At 47.9% G+C, this 16,237-nt stretch carries 11 protein-coding genes; 6 read left to right on the top strand and 5 right to left on the bottom strand.

Annotated features, from left to right (window positions below; genetic code table 11):
- Positions 1 to 34: 34 nt before the first annotated feature.
- Both H6G21_RS24155 and H6G21_RS24150 read left to right on the top strand, forming a co-directional pair.
- The gene (locus tag H6G21_RS24155) at positions 35 to 889 is read left to right on the top strand and encodes a DUF928 domain-containing protein (protein ID WP_190576950.1); all 855 of its coding nucleotides are present in this window, start codon (positions 35 to 37) and stop codon (positions 887 to 889) included.
- A complete protein-coding gene (locus H6G21_RS24150) occupies positions 886 to 5,484 on the top strand; it encodes a CHAT domain-containing protein (RefSeq protein WP_190576948.1) in 4,599 nt (1,532 codons plus the stop codon). The genes H6G21_RS24155 and H6G21_RS24150 overlap by 4 nt, the downstream gene beginning before the upstream one ends.
- Before the next feature lie 64 nt (positions 5,485 to 5,548).
- Here H6G21_RS24150 and H6G21_RS24145 read toward each other — a convergent pair whose 3' ends face one another.
- The 4 genes from H6G21_RS24145 to H6G21_RS24130 all read right to left on the bottom strand — a co-directional run bounded on the left by H6G21_RS24145 (position 5,549) and on the right by H6G21_RS24130 (position 8,807).
- A complete protein-coding gene (locus H6G21_RS24145; RefSeq protein ID WP_190576946.1) occupies positions 5,549 to 6,460 on the bottom strand; it encodes a hypothetical protein in 912 nt (303 codons plus the stop codon).
- A gap of 265 nt (positions 6,461 to 6,725) precedes the next feature.
- Complete coding sequence (locus H6G21_RS24140) at positions 6,726 to 7,151, bottom strand: nuclear transport factor 2 family protein (RefSeq protein ID WP_190576944.1); 426 nt, start codon at positions 7,149 to 7,151, stop codon at positions 6,726 to 6,728.
- 60 nt (positions 7,152 to 7,211) lie between these two features.
- Positions 7,212 to 8,159, bottom strand: a complete 948-nt coding sequence (locus tag H6G21_RS24135) for a pyridoxamine 5'-phosphate oxidase family protein (protein WP_190576942.1) — start codon at positions 8,157 to 8,159, stop codon at positions 7,212 to 7,214.
- 45 nt (positions 8,160 to 8,204) lie between these two features.
- A complete protein-coding gene (locus tag H6G21_RS24130) occupies positions 8,205 to 8,807 on the bottom strand; it encodes a glutathione S-transferase (RefSeq protein WP_190576940.1) in 603 nt (200 codons plus the stop codon).
- A gap of 328 nt (positions 8,808 to 9,135) precedes the next feature.
- Here H6G21_RS24130 and H6G21_RS24125 point away from each other — a divergent pair, with 328 nt between their 5' ends.
- From H6G21_RS24125 to H6G21_RS24110, 4 genes are all read left to right on the top strand, one after another.
- Positions 9,136 to 9,690 (top strand): TetR/AcrR family transcriptional regulator, encoded by a 555-nt coding sequence (locus H6G21_RS24125; protein ID WP_190576938.1) that lies wholly within the window; start codon positions 9,136 to 9,138, stop codon positions 9,688 to 9,690.
- Between the two features lie 286 nt (positions 9,691 to 9,976).
- On the top strand, positions 9,977 to 12,601 hold the full coding sequence (locus tag H6G21_RS24120) for a hypothetical protein (protein ID WP_190576936.1): 2,625 nt from the start codon (positions 9,977 to 9,979) through the stop codon (positions 12,599 to 12,601).
- A gap of 829 nt (positions 12,602 to 13,430) precedes the next feature.
- Positions 13,431 to 14,018, top strand: a complete 588-nt coding sequence (locus H6G21_RS24115) for a hypothetical protein (protein WP_190576934.1) — start codon at positions 13,431 to 13,433, stop codon at positions 14,016 to 14,018.
- A gap of 61 nt (positions 14,019 to 14,079) precedes the next feature.
- Positions 14,080 to 15,309 (top strand): hypothetical protein, encoded by a 1,230-nt coding sequence (locus tag H6G21_RS24110; RefSeq protein WP_190576933.1) that lies wholly within the window; start codon positions 14,080 to 14,082, stop codon positions 15,307 to 15,309.
- Here the strand turns inward: H6G21_RS24110 and H6G21_RS24105 are convergent.
- Positions 15,306 to 15,908 (bottom strand): hypothetical protein, encoded by a 603-nt coding sequence (locus tag H6G21_RS24105; protein WP_190576930.1) that lies wholly within the window; start codon positions 15,906 to 15,908, stop codon positions 15,306 to 15,308. The genes H6G21_RS24110 and H6G21_RS24105 overlap by 4 nt on opposite strands.
- Positions 15,909 to 16,237: the final 329 nt, after the last annotated feature.

Raw genomic sequence — 16,237 nt, 5'->3', positions numbered from 1 at the left:
AGACAATCTATCAGACAATAGGCAATCTACCCGTATGATGAAGTTTCCCCAACACTGGCGTCAATGCTTTCGAGATTACGTGATCTACGATCGTAAATTCCTTGATCGTAAGCTCCTTGCCGTCGGCTTGGCGCTGGTTTTCACGGGACTGAATTTCAGTATTCAGGCTCCCCCCAGTGCCGCACAATCCATTTCCGAGCGGCTTCGGCGGTTACTCACAGGACAATCCCGGCGGGCAGACAACAACCGACCTCGGGGAGCCGCTAGCCGAGGAGGCTGTCGATCGGACAAACCTCTGACTGCCCTCGTGCCCATGCTACGGGAAGGGAAAGAAGCACCGCTATTTGTGGGATCTACGACCGAAGCCCATCCCACCCTCTGGTTTTACCTGCCCTATGCCCTCACCCCCAATCATCCCGCCGAATTACGCATTGAGGAACCCGATCCTGAAGATAATCAGTTCACCATCCAGCGCACGATCTTGACGCTCAAGCAAGCTCAGCCTGGAGTGATGCGCATTCAACTGCCCAAAACGGAAGCACCACTACCGTTTAATCAAATCGTCCATTGGAAATTTGTTGTCAGGTGTGATGAAAAAGATACCTCCGTTAATCAGTTTGTTGATATTTCAATGATTCGTTTAAAAACAGAACCCAAATTGCTCCAAGGAATTTTATTAGCTCCACCGATCGAACGATCGAAACGCTATATGCAAGCCGGTATTTGGAATGAAGCCCTAACCATTATGGCCAATCTACGGTTGCAGCAACCTAAAGATGGCACGATCGAAAAAGAATGGCAAAGTCTCCTGAAAACCGCCGGATTAGACGAGGTTGCCACGCAGCCGTTAAATACCTGTTGTGAAGTTCCCTTAAGAGAAAAGCCATGAATCTATTATTAAAGCGGTTAATGAGTTCGCGACTGAGTTTGTCTGTGCTGAGTTTACCCCTAGGGGCGATCGGGCTAATGGCCTCGGTGCAAGCACAACCGATCGTGCCCGCAGCCGACGGGACAGGAACGATCGTCAACCAGCAGGGGAACCGCTTTGAGATTACCGGGGGCAGTCGTTCCCAGGATGGTAGCAATTTATTTCATCGGTTTACTCAGTTTGGCCTGGAGACGGGGCAAACGGCTAATTTTTTAGCCAATCCCGCGTTGAAGAATATTCTGGGGAGCGTGAATGGTGGTAATCCTTCAATCATTAACGGATTGATTCAAATTACCGGGGGTAATCCTAATCTCGTCCTAATTAATCCAGCGGGAATTTTATTTGGCAGTAATGCATCCCTGAATGTTCCCGCTGCATTCACCGCTACGACTGCCGATCGGGTGGGCTTGGGCAATCAGTGGTTGAATGTCCTCGGCAATAACAACTACAGCAATCTGTTGGGAACGCCCAATACCTTTGCTTTTACGGCTCCGCAACCGAGTTCGATCGCGAATTTTGGCAATCTGGCAGTTCCGACGGGACAAAATCTGAGCTTGCTGGCAGGGACGGTATTTAACTTTGGGACGCTCTCCGCACCGGGGGGACAACTCACGATCGCGTCCGTATCTGGGCAAACCGTTGCGACGTTGAATTCCGAGACTGGGTTACTGAGTTTGGAACTCCAGCCCTGGATAGACGCCCCAGAGAATTTCCGCACCACGTCTCTGCCGGAACTGCTGACGGGGGGCAATCTGCCAACGGCAACGGGAGTTACGGTCAATGCCGATGGCACGTTACAACTCACCGGATCAAATTTGAAAATCCCAACGACAACGGGTACGACGATCGTCTCTGGCACCCAGGATGTATCCAATCCGTCCAGTACATCCAGCGTGGGTGGGTCGATTACGAACTTGGGAACCCAAGTCGCGATCGTCAATGCCAATCTCAACGCTTCGGGTAATGCTGGCGGAGGCACAATTCGCATTGGGGGCGACTACCAAGGCAAAGGCACGATTCCCAATGCAGAACAAACCTATATTGATCAAGCTTCTAAAATTCAAGCCGATGCGTTGCAATCCGGTGACGGTGGACGGGTGATTGTTTGGAGCGATCGGGCTACGCAGTTTAACGGCGAGATTACTGCCAAAGGCGTAACTCAAGGCGGCTTTGTTGAAGTGTCCGGCAAACAAAACCTCGGCTTTTTAGGGAAAGCGGATGTCAGCGCCAGTCAGGGGCCTGCGGGAACGGTTTTACTTGATCCGCAGGATATTAATATCATTGGGTTTAACCCTTATCTCCCCCCCGTCAACTTAGACAATGGTATTTTATTTGATCAGTTTGGAACAACTACCGATTTGAGCATTCAGGCTGATGAGATTGCAGCCATTACAGGGAATTTAATTCTCCAAGCCAGCCGCGATATCAATCTCAATCAAAATATTACCTTTACTACTCCTGCCAATTCTACGGTAACGTTTGAAGCATTGGGAAATTTTAATGGAACAGGATTTTCTATTGATACACTAGGTCGAAACCTGATAATCACAGCCAATAACATTAGTGTAGGTACAATCACAACCAGTCCCGGCCTTTTTCCTAACAATTTATCAGCCGGAAGCATTAATTTCACTGCCCGATCTGGCAACATCAGTACTGGATATTTAAACATTCGCAAATATGGAGCTAGTGTGGGAGACATTACTCTTACGGCGAATGCTGGGGGAATCACCACAGGCGATCTCGCTATTTACGGTGGTCCTCCTACTAACAATCTGTTGTCTCAAACAGGTGGGAACATTGGTCTCACTGCAGGCAATGGTGGCATCCGGACTGGCGTCATTATTTCTGACGTAGCCAATCCGGTGGGCGGTGCAGTAACGTTATCGACTACCGGAGCAGCGAGCATTGGTAGCATTTATACTCGAGGGCTCAGCCGTTCAGGAGATGTTCAAATTTCAGCTGGACAAATGATTCAATCCGGCAGTGTGATTTTGGATGTAACAGGAGATTCTGGGACAGGGATTGTGCCAATCGTACCCAATGCAGGTGATTCTGCTAGCACCATTCGTTTGGTGAGCCAACAGGGAAATATTGATGTCAAAGATGTTCGCTCTAGCAATGCTAAGGTTGGCTCCAATATCGATATCATTGCCCAGAAAGGCAGTCTGAAAACGGGGGTGATTAGTGCTAGCGGAACCGATCGAGCAGGCGATATTAACCTGTGGGCTGCTCAGAACGTGACTGTAGGGGGCGCAGCTACTCAACTCGATCCAGTGACTCAGGAACCGATCGTGATTGGCAATCGTACCGTAGAACTGGGCAAAAACGGCAAGCTGGTTGTGAATGCAGGCGGAACCCTCACCATGCCGGATGAATTTCTGCTCTCCGGTAGCAGCCTGACGATCGGTGATCAACTGGCTCCAACAACCTTGGTACTGCCTTTCATCCTGAGTACGGGGGGCGGCAATTTTAGCCTTAGTAAAGCTGGCGATCTGACCTTCCCAAAAACTCTGGTTTTAACCGGCGGCGGCGATTTGACCCTCAAACTCACAGGAACCCTCACCGTTCCCGATAGCCTTGTCTTCGATACCGCAGGCGGCAAACTGACCTTACAAGCGGCCTCGATCGATGCCCCCAAACTAGTACTCAGCAGCGCCGTTCTCCCTCCTCTGCAAATCACCAGTAGCCCCGCTCTACCCAGTAGCGCTAGTAGCACCCAAGCAGGCGGGAATATTGAAGTCATCGCCCAGAACCAAATTCGTCTTAAAGGAATCGTTAGTTATTCCTATCTTGGTAACGGTGGCAATGTCTTGGTTGATCCCAATGGTGATGTTGAAATTGGTTTTATCAATGCCCAGGGAGGCACAAGCGGCATTGGTGGAAATGTTGATATTACCACTGCGAGATTCCTACGGATGGGTGGCAGTTTTACCGATCGAAATGGGGTTCTCTCTACAATTTCTACTGCGGGTGGGAGTGGGGGTGGTTCTGTCATTATCCGAACCAATCAATTAGTGCCGAATGTTCCATTCACGATTGGTGATGCCAGTATTAGCGGAACTGCCGCAGCGATTACGACGGGGGGCACCAACCGCTTAAACCCCACACGATCGATTGCTGGCACCTTTGTTCAGGGGACAGCGCCTAGCACCATTACCATCATTACACCCGATCAACCGATTATTACGCCACTAGCGCCGGTTAACTTACGGCCTTTCCCCGAAATTCAACAAAAATCGCCTAACGAGAATGAAACGCCACCGGCTAGCGATAATAATTTGTTAGATCTCGGGAGTCAGTTTGATAACTGGGAAAATGATCACACATTTGAATTTTCCGATTATTTAGATTTGCCGGATCTGCCTAGAGTGATTTCTTTGGGTGCGGCGCGTAAAACCCTAGAACGGGTATCTGAGGTCACTGGCATCCGACCGGCATTGCTGTATGTGGGATTCGTCCCCACGACAGAAGGCGCGATCGAACGGCAGGAAAAGGATATCAAATTGCGGGTCAAGGAGCAGGAGTCCTTGGAACTGCTGTTGGTGACCCCCACTGAGCCCCCCTACGTTCTGCGCATTCCCCAAGCCGATCGCACCCAGGTTGTGGCCCTAGCCCAGCAATTCCGATCGGAAGTGGCTGACCCCAGCAAAACCAATACCCGCAGTTATTTGAAATCCGCTAAAAAACTGTATGACTGGCTGATTCGTCCGATCGAACGGGAATTGCGCGATCGGCAGATTGGCAATATTGCCTTTGTTCTAGATACGGGGCTGCGGTTTATTCCGTTAGCAGCGCTCTACGATGGCAAACAGTTCCTCGTGGAAAACTACAGCATTGGCCTCATGCCGAGCCTCAGTCTGACTGACTCGCGCCTCGTGGATTTGGGGCAAGCGGAAGTGCTGGCTGCGGGAGCCACCCAGTTCACTGACCAAGCCCCATTGCCAGCAGTTCAATTGGAATTGACCAACATTCGCCGACTCTGGCCGGGAAGTATTTTATTAAACCAAGACTTCACCTTGACGAATCTGAAAAATCAACGCCAGCGTCAACCCTTTGGACTGGTGCATCTGTCCACCCATGGCGAATTCTTGCCGGGGGATCTGACGGATTCCTACATTCAACTTCAGGATCAACGCCTCCGGCTGAATCAGTTGCGGGAGCTGAATTGGAACGATCCGCCCTTAGATTTGTTAGTGCTGAGTGCTTGCCGCATGGCCCTGGGCGATCGCGAGGCGGAGTTGGGTTTTGCGGGGTTAGCGGTGCAGGCGGGGGCTCGATCGGCGCTGGCAAGCCTGTGGAATGTGAATGATGAGGGGACATCGGGGTTAATGGCGGAGTTTTATCAACAATTGCGCCAGTCGCCCATCAAAGCCGAGGCCATTCGGCAGGCCCAAATCCAAATGCTGAAGGGCCAGGTGAAGTTGCAGAACGGCCAATTGCAATGGTCGGGTGGAAAAGCGGCGTTACCGAACGAGCTGGAAAGTTTAGGCGATCGCACCCTATCCCATCCCTACTACTGGTCAGCCTTCACCCTCATTGGGAGTCCTTGGTAAGGCCATCGCTGAGGGCTCTGGGGAGTCATCTTAGTAATCGTTTTGGTAATTTTTAGCAATCGTTTTAGTAATCGTCGCGGGGATAGTCTACGAGTTCGATGCGGCTATTTTGCTGGCGGAATTTTACCCGCTTCCCAGCTTCCACATAGTTGCTGTGGGTCAATTCGCAGGTTTGGCAGGTGGGATTGTAGCGCACTTCAAAGGAACTGCGGCGACGAACGCGCACGCTTTCGCCAGATTCCAAACGGTAGAGATCGCCATCGATCGATAGCCGAATCGATTTGTTGGTTTGATTGGAAATCAACGTGCGATAGCTGGGAGAATCGTCGGATTCAAAATAACTTTGCAGCACTTTACCCGTGGAACAACGGAACTGGCGACGCTGCCGTAAATCAGCACAAACATTATTGGAAACGGAAGAATTTGCACAAACTTCTTCGTTGTACCATTGGGCATTGCGGGTAATTTGGCGGGTTGCTTTTTCAATATTGGCGCTGAATTTACCGGAGTCAATCACCCGATCGCGCTCTCGAATTTCATAGTCAAATTCATTGACTCCCGGCAGTACCCGCAAGCGTTTAGAGGAGTGGCTGGTACCGAATTCCATTTTGGTGGCTTCCGACGATCGGCCCTTGTCATATTCCCGATTCGTGAAGGGCATCGTATCTCCCGTCAGGCCACGGGTGGTGTTACGCACAAGAACCCGTCGGCGATCGCCGGTTGGGGTTTTGCTGGAGGTGAAGCGGGCTTCTTTTGTTTCAATCTCGCTGCCGGGACAGTCGCCCACATATTCCGTTTCGACAATTTGGGTGGAGTTGAGAGTGGATTCACCGACAAATTCCCAGCCAATTTCGTCGCTGAGGCCGGATCGTGCGGCGGGGACAGTGGAGGGTTGCGCAAGGCCACCGGTGGTGAGGCCGCCCGTCAGCAGGGTTGAGAGGGTCAGACAACTAATTGCAAAAATAGAATGACGCATAGGAAATTGAGTAATGGGCTTTTAAAGAATTGTCCAGCGACCCGAGGGGAAATCAGGGAAAAAAGGCCGATCGGGCTAGACGATTTCTTTTCCTAAGACGATTTTATAGCGCCAAGGTTTCTGAATTATGCAAAGTTGGGTTGGTTCGTTGAGGGCCGCTACACCTGCGCCAAGGGGCTCTCGATCGATATCCAGCGCAACCAGCCTAAATTCAGCTTCAAAAGACTCATTCTCCCTTCCTATGCAATTACGGCTCATGCAACGATTAGGTACGCTCCCAACGAAACTTGCGTTCTGATTCCTGGATGGGCACATCGTTAATGCTGGCGAACCGACGCATCATCAGACCATTGCTAGCAAATTCCCAGTTTTCATTACCATAGGCGCGATACCAGAACCCTGCATCATCATGCCATTCATACTCGAATCGCACGGCAATGCGGTTATCCATAAAACACCAGAGTTCTTTCTTCAAACGGTAATCCAGTTCCTTGGCCCATTTGCGCTTGAGAAACTCTTTAATCGCAGGTCGCCCGCTAAAAAATTCCGATCGATTCCGCCATTCAGAGTCTTCAGTATAGGCCAGCGCGACGCGATCGGGGTCGCGGGTATTCCAAGCATCCTCAGCGGCTTGGACTTTGATCTTGGCGGTTTCTAGGGTGAATGGAGGCAGGGGTGGCTTGGTTTCCATAATCAAAACGCCTTCCTAATGATGAATGAGGCAGATACTAAGGGGCTAATTCAGAGCAGCTTAGTCAGCGAGAAACGGTGAAAATTCGGGATCTGACCAACGCAGCGGCAGACTCCTTTCCACGTAATAGCCACTTTGCAGATGAAAGCGCAATAAGCGTTCTGCTCCAGCATAGGTGAGAATTTCCGCTCCTTCCCAAATCACTTCAGCAGTCCCTGTTAAGTAAAGTAAATGGCCTTGAGAAAAATCGATCAACAAAAGACCAGCCCGGGGATTCACCTCCAGATTGCCAAAGGTATTGAAGTGATGATTCCCGGAGAAATCAGGAATGGTGAGGGTGCGATCGCCCTCCAGTCGGATAAAACCCGGTTTCCCGCCCCGATGGGAAACGTCCACGCCACTGGCCGCACCCGCTGATTCAGCTTGATAGGCTGTGGCAATAAAAAAAGTATCAGCCGTGGTAATGAGGGTTTGTTCTCTCTCGCCCAATCGATCGATCGAATGTGGGAATTTAGTTGTCGAATCACCTTCAGCCCACTCAGACCTGCGGACTTGAATATACTGGGGACAATTGCCAAAGCTTTGCTGTACCTGTACCTCAAAGCCATCGGAATCAATGACAGTGACAATCCCATTCACCCGGTTGCGGCGACGGGTTGGCAGTTCAATCCCCAGCAAGCCAATGTTGGTCCCCTGCGCCAGATTAGCAGCGAAGGGATCGCCCAAGAGGGGCTGGGTAACCACTTTCAATGTGCGATCGTCCGGCGTGGAAAGGAAGCCAGGAGTGCCGACCAGGATCGATGCCCAGGGATTCCCGGTTGCATCGATCGTGCCAACGATGACATAGGGCAGCTGGGCAAAGAATTGCCGAAACTGATCGGGGAGATAGTCCCGAATGACTCGCCGACCTTGCTTGTCCATCTGTTCTTGGATGCCCAAGCGCGCCTGAATGGCCAGTTCCCCCGCATGGAAAGGAGACGCGGTCTGTGACCAGCCTGGATTTGCCATGGTACATTCTCTCCTATGCAATGGGATGAGTTAAATTGCAGAGAACTACAGTCCTGCCATGGGTATGTAACCGGGTAATTGTTTGACCCGATCGATCCAGTTCAACACGTTGGGAAATGCATCTAAATCAATTTTTCCATCACGAGCGAGAGCAACATAGGGAAAGACAGCGACATCACCGATCGTAGGACGGTCAAACTCCAGCCAAGTATGGGTTTGCAAATGCTGATCGAGTTGGCTGAGAATTAAGTTTGCTTTTTGGGTCGCTCGCTCAATATTGATGTTGGTTCCAGTGCCGAATAAATGGTAGAGACGCGCATTTTCAGGCCCTTGGCGCACTTCTCCCGCCGCGATCGATAACCAGCGGATCACCTGCGCGAGGGGGAGAGCCTCCAGCGGGAGCCATGGGTCACCGCCATACTGCCGCGCCAGATAAACCAAAATGGCTTGGGCATCGGCCAGTTGAATGGCTCCATCCACTAGAAGTGGTACTTGTCCCAAGGGATTCATGGCGAGGTATTCCGGCGACTTATGCTCGCCTTGCATTAAATCCACTCTGACCCATTCATACTCCAGGTTGAGCAATGACAGCATCAACCGAACTTTGTAGCTATTACCAGAGATTTCATGACCGTAGAGCTGAATCATTGGAATGCTCCTTTTGGATGCAGGGGTAAAGATGAGACGGTAGGGATAAAAACAGTGCGGGCGCGACTTGTGAGGCTTTGAGTCCGGGGCGGGTTGCAGCAGGGAGAGAATCTCAGCAGGGCGAGGTTCCCGTCTTGAATGGGGCTGGGTTGAGGGCGATCGTGAAGTGACTGGGTTTCCCGGAAAGGGGGCTAAGGACTGTACCGTTCGTTCGGTACATCTAATTTATACCGAACGAACGGTACACTGTCAATAGGTGAATTCAATAGCGACATTCACTGGCCGCATTCACTGGCCGCATTCACTGGCTATATTCCAAACAAGTCCCATGCCCAAAGACACGTATATTCCCTGCCTACTGAACCTGTTTCGGCAGTATGGTTACGATGGCGCGACCTTGTCCAGAATTTCTGAAGCCACTGGATTGGGGAGAGCCAGCTTGTACCATCATTTCCCCGGCGGTAAGGATGAAATGGTGGAAACGGTGTTGGATTATCTTGAAGGCTGGCTGGATCGCAATGTGCTACAAATGCTGCGGAGTTCAGGTGAGCCATTAACCCGTTTTCAGGTGATGTGCGATCGGATGTATGAGGTGTATGAGGGTGGGCAACAACCCTGTCTTTTTGCCATTTTGCTTTTGGGTTCTGCCCGTGATGTTTTTCACGCTCAGGTCAGTGAGATTTTGCGGGACTGGATTGCGGCGATCGCGGCGGTACTGGAGGAAGCTGGGATGGATGCTAACCTGGCTCAGCAACGGGGAGAAGATGGCGTGATCGCCATTCAGGGCGCGTTGATTTTATCCCAAGGATTACAAGATTCTGCCCCGTTTCAGCGCGTTGTCAAACAACTACCGCAACAACTCTGTACAGGTCTTTTAAGCTGACGGAACCTTGATCCCATGGGAGTCCAAAAATATTTGGTAGCAATAATGGGAACGATTTCCTGACATCGCGGTGGTGTTCGGCTGTGGTCAGTGTGAGTTGGTTGTAGTTTCAATTTGTGTAAACTGTTTCGTTTCTTAAAGACTATTCCACTGACCTAGATGAACACTTTAACTTCTCTTTTTCAGGAAACGATTATTTAATAGCTAAAATAGTTTTTATGTACTATAGTATTTTTGTATCATAACTAGACAGAAGCAAAATATCTAGTCTCATTAGGTGGTGGCTATGCTAGAACTACTCGCAGGACAGAATATTGGCGTGCTGGAGAATGAGGGTTCAGTGACACAAGCTACTAAAAAAAAGAAGCTAATCTGGTTTACTTCATCCCATGACGAATTGTGGCAACCCCAAGGGGAACAAACAGTTGCCTCAGTGGAAGGGGGGGATCAGTCTGGACAGGCCGTCAAGCGTCCTAAGCGAAAACGTGATGAGTCTGATGTAGATCATAGTGATCAAGAAGCTAACTCTCAGCTCTTTCAAAGCTTAACCAATGAGTTTCAGGTGCAATGTTCTGTCGGATCCCTCGGGGATTTGAAAAAGGGTTTGAGTCCTGACACTGTAAAAGTCTTGGTTTTAGGTGCGCCGAAGACTTTGTTGACTCAGGAGGAAATCGATGGAATTGTTAAGTTTGTTCAGGACGGGGGTGGCTTGCTAGTTGCCCATAGCTACGATTCCCTGTTTGAGCAAGAGCGCCAGGTTTATGAGCAAGATCAAGATCCTCCAGCATCAGAAGAGGATGAAAAATATAGTACGAATTATTTAATGCAAGAATTTGGCCTTCGATTTAAGCGCCTTTTGAGCTATCCCCCCGAAGACATTGCTCAGTTTGAGCCTCATTACATGAGTTCAGATATTAATAAAATTTTCTTGCGGGAGCCTGCTTACTTGGAAATTTTACCGGAGCTTCCGGATGAAGTACTGGGGAGTCCGCAGGTTGTGGCTCGCCTGCCAGAAACTCAGGAAATTTTTCTGGTGGGGGTGGATGTTCAGTATGGTCGAGTAGCGGCGATCGCGGATTATGCACTGTTTGAAGACGATTATCTGGGCTACGGAAGTCATCGCCAGCTTATGCTCAATATCGTGCGGTGGTTAATGGCGGAGAATCCGATCGATTGCTTGGAGCCAACAATGCCATCGGAGGTGGTGAAGGGGCAAGCGGTCGAATTTCGGATGACGCTAAAAAATTCTAGCCAGCGGCGATTGGAATATGTTGGCTGCTTGCTGGAGGGAAGCCGAGGTGTGGAAATTCGGGAGTCTAGGCAGCAGATTCGATCGATCGGCCCGTTTCAACAGACGCAAATGCAGTGGATGGTGATTCCCCATCAGTTGGGTGATCATCAACTTCGGTTAACGATCGAGCTTGCTCAGCGGAATCCGTTGTTTTTTGATACTGCGGCGCAGTTTGAATGTGTACCAGATGGGGAAGTTGATCTGGTGGTTTTGGATGATAGTGGGACTGTGCCGAAGGTACTGGAAGCGGGCAAGCCCTATGAGGTGGTGGCGGTGTTGAAAAAAACAGTAGCAGTGCCGGATTCGGAGTTGCAAGTGCAATTGCAGTCTCCATCGCACAAGATTCAGCTTGAGCCACTGAAGGCAGGGATGAGTAATCGTTGGCGGCTGAGTGCGCTGGGGGCGGGAACGCTGCCGATTACGGTGCGGGTGGGAGCATCGGAGCGGAAAGTTTCTCCTTTTTTGGTACAGGTGGCAGAGTCGGTGCAGAATCGGATTGAGCGGATTGAGCGGGAAGCGTTACAGCCACTCATAGCGCAGCTACAGTACCAGGTATCGCAACTGGATTGGCGGTTTGATTCGGAGGTCATTCGCAACATCCCCTGCAAGATTTATACCCCGGAAGATCAAGTTCGGTTGCTGAATTCACCTGAGACGGCTGAGCAGAAGTTGGAGGCGTTGCGGGTGGCGCGGCAGGAGCGTAGGTCAAATCGTCCCTTGATCGAGTATTTGCTGAATCAGGTTGCTCCAACGTTTTCTCCGTTGCATGGGTGCTGTATTCCCTATGATCCGGAGTTGGCGGCGGAACTGGGGCAACGGCACCGGAATTTTGCGGAGGGAATTGCTCAGAATTTGTTGATTGCGGAGGGTGAAGAGGAGCGCTTGCCGCAGAATTTGGCGGCGTTGGTGCTGCATGAGAAGTATGGGCATGGGTTCTTTTTTAGTCATACGAAGCTCGGGCAGCAGTTAGCGATTTTGTATCGCCATGGGATGACGCGCAATGCGGAGGTTAAGCGGTTGAAGGCTCCCTATCCTCGGGCTATGTATCTCCGCTATCGCAAGGCGATTCAGGCGTTGTGGGATAGTTCGGTGATTGTGAATGAGGGGTTTGCGACTTGGTTGGAGTTGACGGTACTCACTCAAATGGGGGGTGTGATGGCGGAGTCGGCCTATCGTCGTCGAACGTTTTTGTTTGAGCGGGATAACGGGTTGTCGGCAAGGGCAAAGAAAAGTGAGTATTTTGAGAAGTTTCCACCGTTCCGGATTTCGCGGTATCGGGAGGGTTGTGAATATTTGCAGCAGATTCAGGGCTGGTTTGGGGAAGATGGGATCCGGTGGGCAATGGCTGCTTTTCTGAAGGCGACGGATGTTGATTTGGGTATTGGGGAGTCTAATGGTCAAGTTCAATTTGCCTTGGAACCAGAAGTATTGGAGGCTTCGCTGATCAAGGCTTCGCAAAATGATGCCAGGGCGGATATGCGGTTGCGCGATATTTATGATCTGTTGCAAGGCTCGGCGGAAAAGTTGCGATCGGAGCAAAAGCGGTTAAAATTTGGTCAGGAGCGCGTTGATTTGGATGAATTCGTTGATTCATCTATTGGCCAAAAGCTAGATTGGTAAAGATATGAGTTCACAACCGATACGTCCGGGTTGGTCGCCAGGGGGTGGTCATCCAATCGATCCTACAAATAGGGGATATGATGATGCGCAGTCAGGATGCGCAGCCCCTTCATATCTGGATGATAGATTGGCAGAGGCTTATAGCGAAATCTGCCGCTCCTTACATTCCGAACGAGCATTATTTGAATGGTACATTCAATCTCTCTGTCATGGAAATGGGACAGATACATATACAGAAAGGCGAATTAAGAGTGAATTAGTTGATTCATCTATGATGTATAAATTTGACAATTTAATCAGAAACTTATCACTTCTATGGTAGATCAGTAGAGAGCCTATCTCATCTTAATCATGAACACCAAATACAGCTTACATTTATTAATGCATTTGTATTATAAATACACTGGTTTGCAGCAAGTCGATGAATTGGCTCAGCTAAGGTAACATTCGTTGAATTTAAGTATTATTTAATTCAATCATTGATTTAGGGCGGTGATCATAATGAGTCCAGACTGGGATAAGCCGAAAAAACGTAAAGATCCCGAGAATCGCAACTTTAATCCCCGAGGAGATTCAGGAGAAAGTAAGTCAGGGGGAGCTTGGTCTTCTGATGACAGTGATACGAATAGAAAGAAAAAGAAGAAGAGAAAAAGAAAATAGCTTATTGATATACCCCGAAGGAAGTAGGCAAATAACTTTCTGATAGTTGCAATAACCTGAGGGGATTTTTCACAAGTCCTGATTCCTGACTAGTTGAAATATACTAATTGAGTCTCTTCTACGAATAAGTTAATCTACTAATGATTACGTATATATCAGAGAATTTTAAGTGCACGCTAAAGGCAAGTATCGTCGCATTAATTCTGAGGATCGGCAAATCGTTTGGGTTAGGTTTAACGATGACACGACTCCTTGGTTATGTGTTTCTGTGCCGACAACGGAAACGTCCACAGGGCTGCATCATAATAGTCCACCCTATGACGACCAGCAAGCAATTCTAGATCATCGACAATCATTGAGTCTAGATTTTCAATCATTTGATGATCTAGATTGGCAATCTTTGGATAAGGGCTTTCTACGCCTTTCTATCGTAGAAGTAGTTCCCCAGTTCACTGCTCACGTAGATCTCTTAATTGGTAATGCTCTTTCAGGAGAATTATTTGTTCGAAAAGAAGAAGTATCTAAAGGAAAGAATAAAAGTATCAAGAAAATAGAAAAGTTGGTTGAGATATACGAGGAGCAATACAGTGAGGAGGGAGTGTTCAAGCTAATGAGTGTAATTGACAAATACTTTGAAGCAATTGCAAGCAAAGTATTAGAAGAATACAATAAAAGACAGGACAATAGTAAAAGGAGAAATAGAAAATCACATTCGCGACATATTGAACTTGAAAATTATGAAACGCGCTTAATATAGATTGATTAACTTCATATTTTTATATATTGCACTGTATAAAAACATATTGAGGAATTGAAAGATGATTGAATTAAACGATTCCGGTTTCTTACGTGACGCTATCTTAATAGTGGTTCCTAAGTTCCCTAGGAATGTAGATCTCCTTGTAAAGAATGCTCTTGATGGTGGATTAATTGCTCGACGGGAAGAAGTACCTAAAGGAAAGAATAAAAGCATCAGGAAAATAGAAAAACTGGTTGAAATATATGATGAAGAGCCAGATGGCTTACATGATTTAATGCGTATAATTCACAAGTATTATCCTAATGTATGGGTTGCTGTTGTTGAAGAATATACAAAGAAAGTATCTGAGAGGGAATTGATAGAGACCAAAGCAGCTCCTAGTAAACAAAATTTACGTGATGAATTATCTGGAGAAGACTCACTTGATAGTTTTGAATACGATCTTAAAGTCTGTGGTTGGTACCAAAAACAGAAACCTCAGATAAAATCAATTAGCCGAGATGAGATCCCAAAGTTAAAGAATGAAATTGATGTCCTTCTAGTGACAGCATCAGAAACAGAGCAAGATTCTGTTTTGCGCCTCTTGGAGCCATATCCGAATCATCAAGAAGTTTTGAAGGTACGTATTCCTACTTATTACTTTGGTAAGTTTGGTGCGTTTAATACTGCTGTGATCATGTGTAGTAGACAGGGTTATGCAGGTCGAGGCGCTGTCTCAGACATTGTGGAAGATAGCATAAAAGATTTGAATCCTCGTATTTTAATTATGGTGGGTATTGCCTGTGGTAGGTCTCCCAAAACGCAAAAAGTTGGGGATATCTTAATATCTGACTACATCATTCCCTATGATCCTGTGCGTGTTCAAAATCCATACAATCAATATAGTTCTCCAAACCCCCCATCTAATCATAATTTAAAGCTTCTATGTCGGGATGCTTCATCCTCAGGTTGGGAGTTTTTCCGCCCCGATGGTAAGCGCTGCCAAGCACATAGGCCAGGAGCAATATTAACTGGAAACAAATTGCTGAATAGATTAGATGACAAAGTCAATTTATTCTGGGATTTCAAAGAAAAAGCCCCAATTGGTGCAGAAATGGAAGCGTATGGTTTGTATCAAGTAGCAGATAAGCATAATCTTCCTTGGATTGTTGTTAAAGGCATTAGTGACTGGGGCGATGGAAATAAAGACAACAAGCGATCTCATCGAGAGGTTGCTGCTGCTTCGGCTGCAAGCTTGATTCACCATGTTTTGTCAGATCAACTTGCTCTTGAATCATTTCAGAATTAGTTCTTGTCTAATAGTTTCCACGGCTCCGCATAAATAAAAATCTCGACACCTAACAGAATCACAATTAATAACTCAACCCAGCACAAGGCTTGAACCAGGGAATCGATCGTAGTCCCACCTAACCGACTAAAGGTAATTACCGAAAGAATGCCAGGTACCACAAACGCTATTTCATCAATTAACAACTGCACAATCTTCCGGCGTATTCTCCTCTTAGATGTGCGATTAAACTCTTCCCAAGCAAACAGCGATTCATCTCTAAGTTCGTCCTCCTGCAACTGGCTTCCCTGAAGCTCCGTCTGAATGCTATCCGCCAATTTCTTCTTAAAATAATTGCCAAGACAAGAGATCTTGTCATCATTAATCAAATAAGTCCAACCCAAAATTACAGACACCCAAGGAATGATTAATAACGCAGTATAGTTGGGTGCATCTCCGCTAGATTCCTTAGAAAAAACAAACGCTAAAATCCCCCCAATAGCCGCTAAATTCACATATAACAAATTGTCTCGAAACCCGATCCGGCTTGTTTGTTCGTCCTTCAACTTTTCATATTCTTGCAGATATACATCTAGTCGTGATGGCTTATCTTGGCTCATAAGACTCTTTTAACCGCTGTATTTGCCTCAGAATAATCTTCTCTTCATTGTTTTTCAAGTAGAAATTAATTTACATTTTTCAAAAAAAGTTTGCGATATTCAGCTTTCACCTGTACAGCCTCCTCAACCAAGAACTGGAGTGCGACTTCTTAGCTCAGCAGAACGGTTTCTGAGCGTTATTGAGGCAAGCATCTTCGAGTTGTGCGGTGGACCCAAGTGTTTGGACAAGATCTAATGAAAGTTAAGCTCTAAGTGTAACGTGAGCTCAGCTAGCTCATAGATCAAAAGAGATCGATCTAACCAATGCTTCAGTTAATCAAACTCATTGT

The organism is Alkalinema sp. FACHB-956 (assembly GCF_014697025.1).
Classification (GTDB): Bacteria; Cyanobacteriota; Cyanobacteriia; order Leptolyngbyales; family Leptolyngbyaceae; genus Alkalinema.
This window is presented reverse-complemented; position numbering and strand designations above follow the sequence as displayed.

What these genes read in the sequence shown, in the direction of transcription:
- H6G21_RS24155 (WP_190576950.1), top strand. Translation starts at nt 35, where the DNA reads ATGATGAAGTTTCCCCAACACTGGCGTCAATGCTTTCGAGATTACGTG.
- H6G21_RS24150 (WP_190576948.1), top strand. Translation starts at nt 886, where the DNA reads ATGAATCTATTATTAAAGCGGTTAATGAGTTCGCGACTGAGTTTGTCT.
- H6G21_RS24145 (WP_190576946.1), bottom strand. Translation starts at nt 6,460, where the DNA reads ATGCGTCATTCTATTTTTGCAATTAGTTGTCTGACCCTCTCAACCCTG.
- H6G21_RS24140 (WP_190576944.1), bottom strand. Translation starts at nt 7,151, where the DNA reads ATGGAAACCAAGCCACCCCTGCCTCCATTCACCCTAGAAACCGCCAAG.
- H6G21_RS24135 (WP_190576942.1), bottom strand. Translation starts at nt 8,159, where the DNA reads ATGGCAAATCCAGGCTGGTCACAGACCGCGTCTCCTTTCCATGCGGGG.
- H6G21_RS24130 (WP_190576940.1), bottom strand. Translation starts at nt 8,807, where the DNA reads ATGATTCAGCTCTACGGTCATGAAATCTCTGGTAATAGCTACAAAGTT.
- H6G21_RS24125 (WP_190576938.1), top strand. Translation starts at nt 9,136, where the DNA reads ATGCCCAAAGACACGTATATTCCCTGCCTACTGAACCTGTTTCGGCAG.
- H6G21_RS24120 (WP_190576936.1), top strand. Translation starts at nt 9,977, where the DNA reads ATGCTAGAACTACTCGCAGGACAGAATATTGGCGTGCTGGAGAATGAG.
- H6G21_RS24110 (WP_190576933.1), top strand. Translation starts at nt 14,080, where the DNA reads ATGATTGAATTAAACGATTCCGGTTTCTTACGTGACGCTATCTTAATA.
- H6G21_RS24105 (WP_190576930.1), bottom strand. Translation starts at nt 15,908, where the DNA reads ATGAGCCAAGATAAGCCATCACGACTAGATGTATATCTGCAAGAATAT.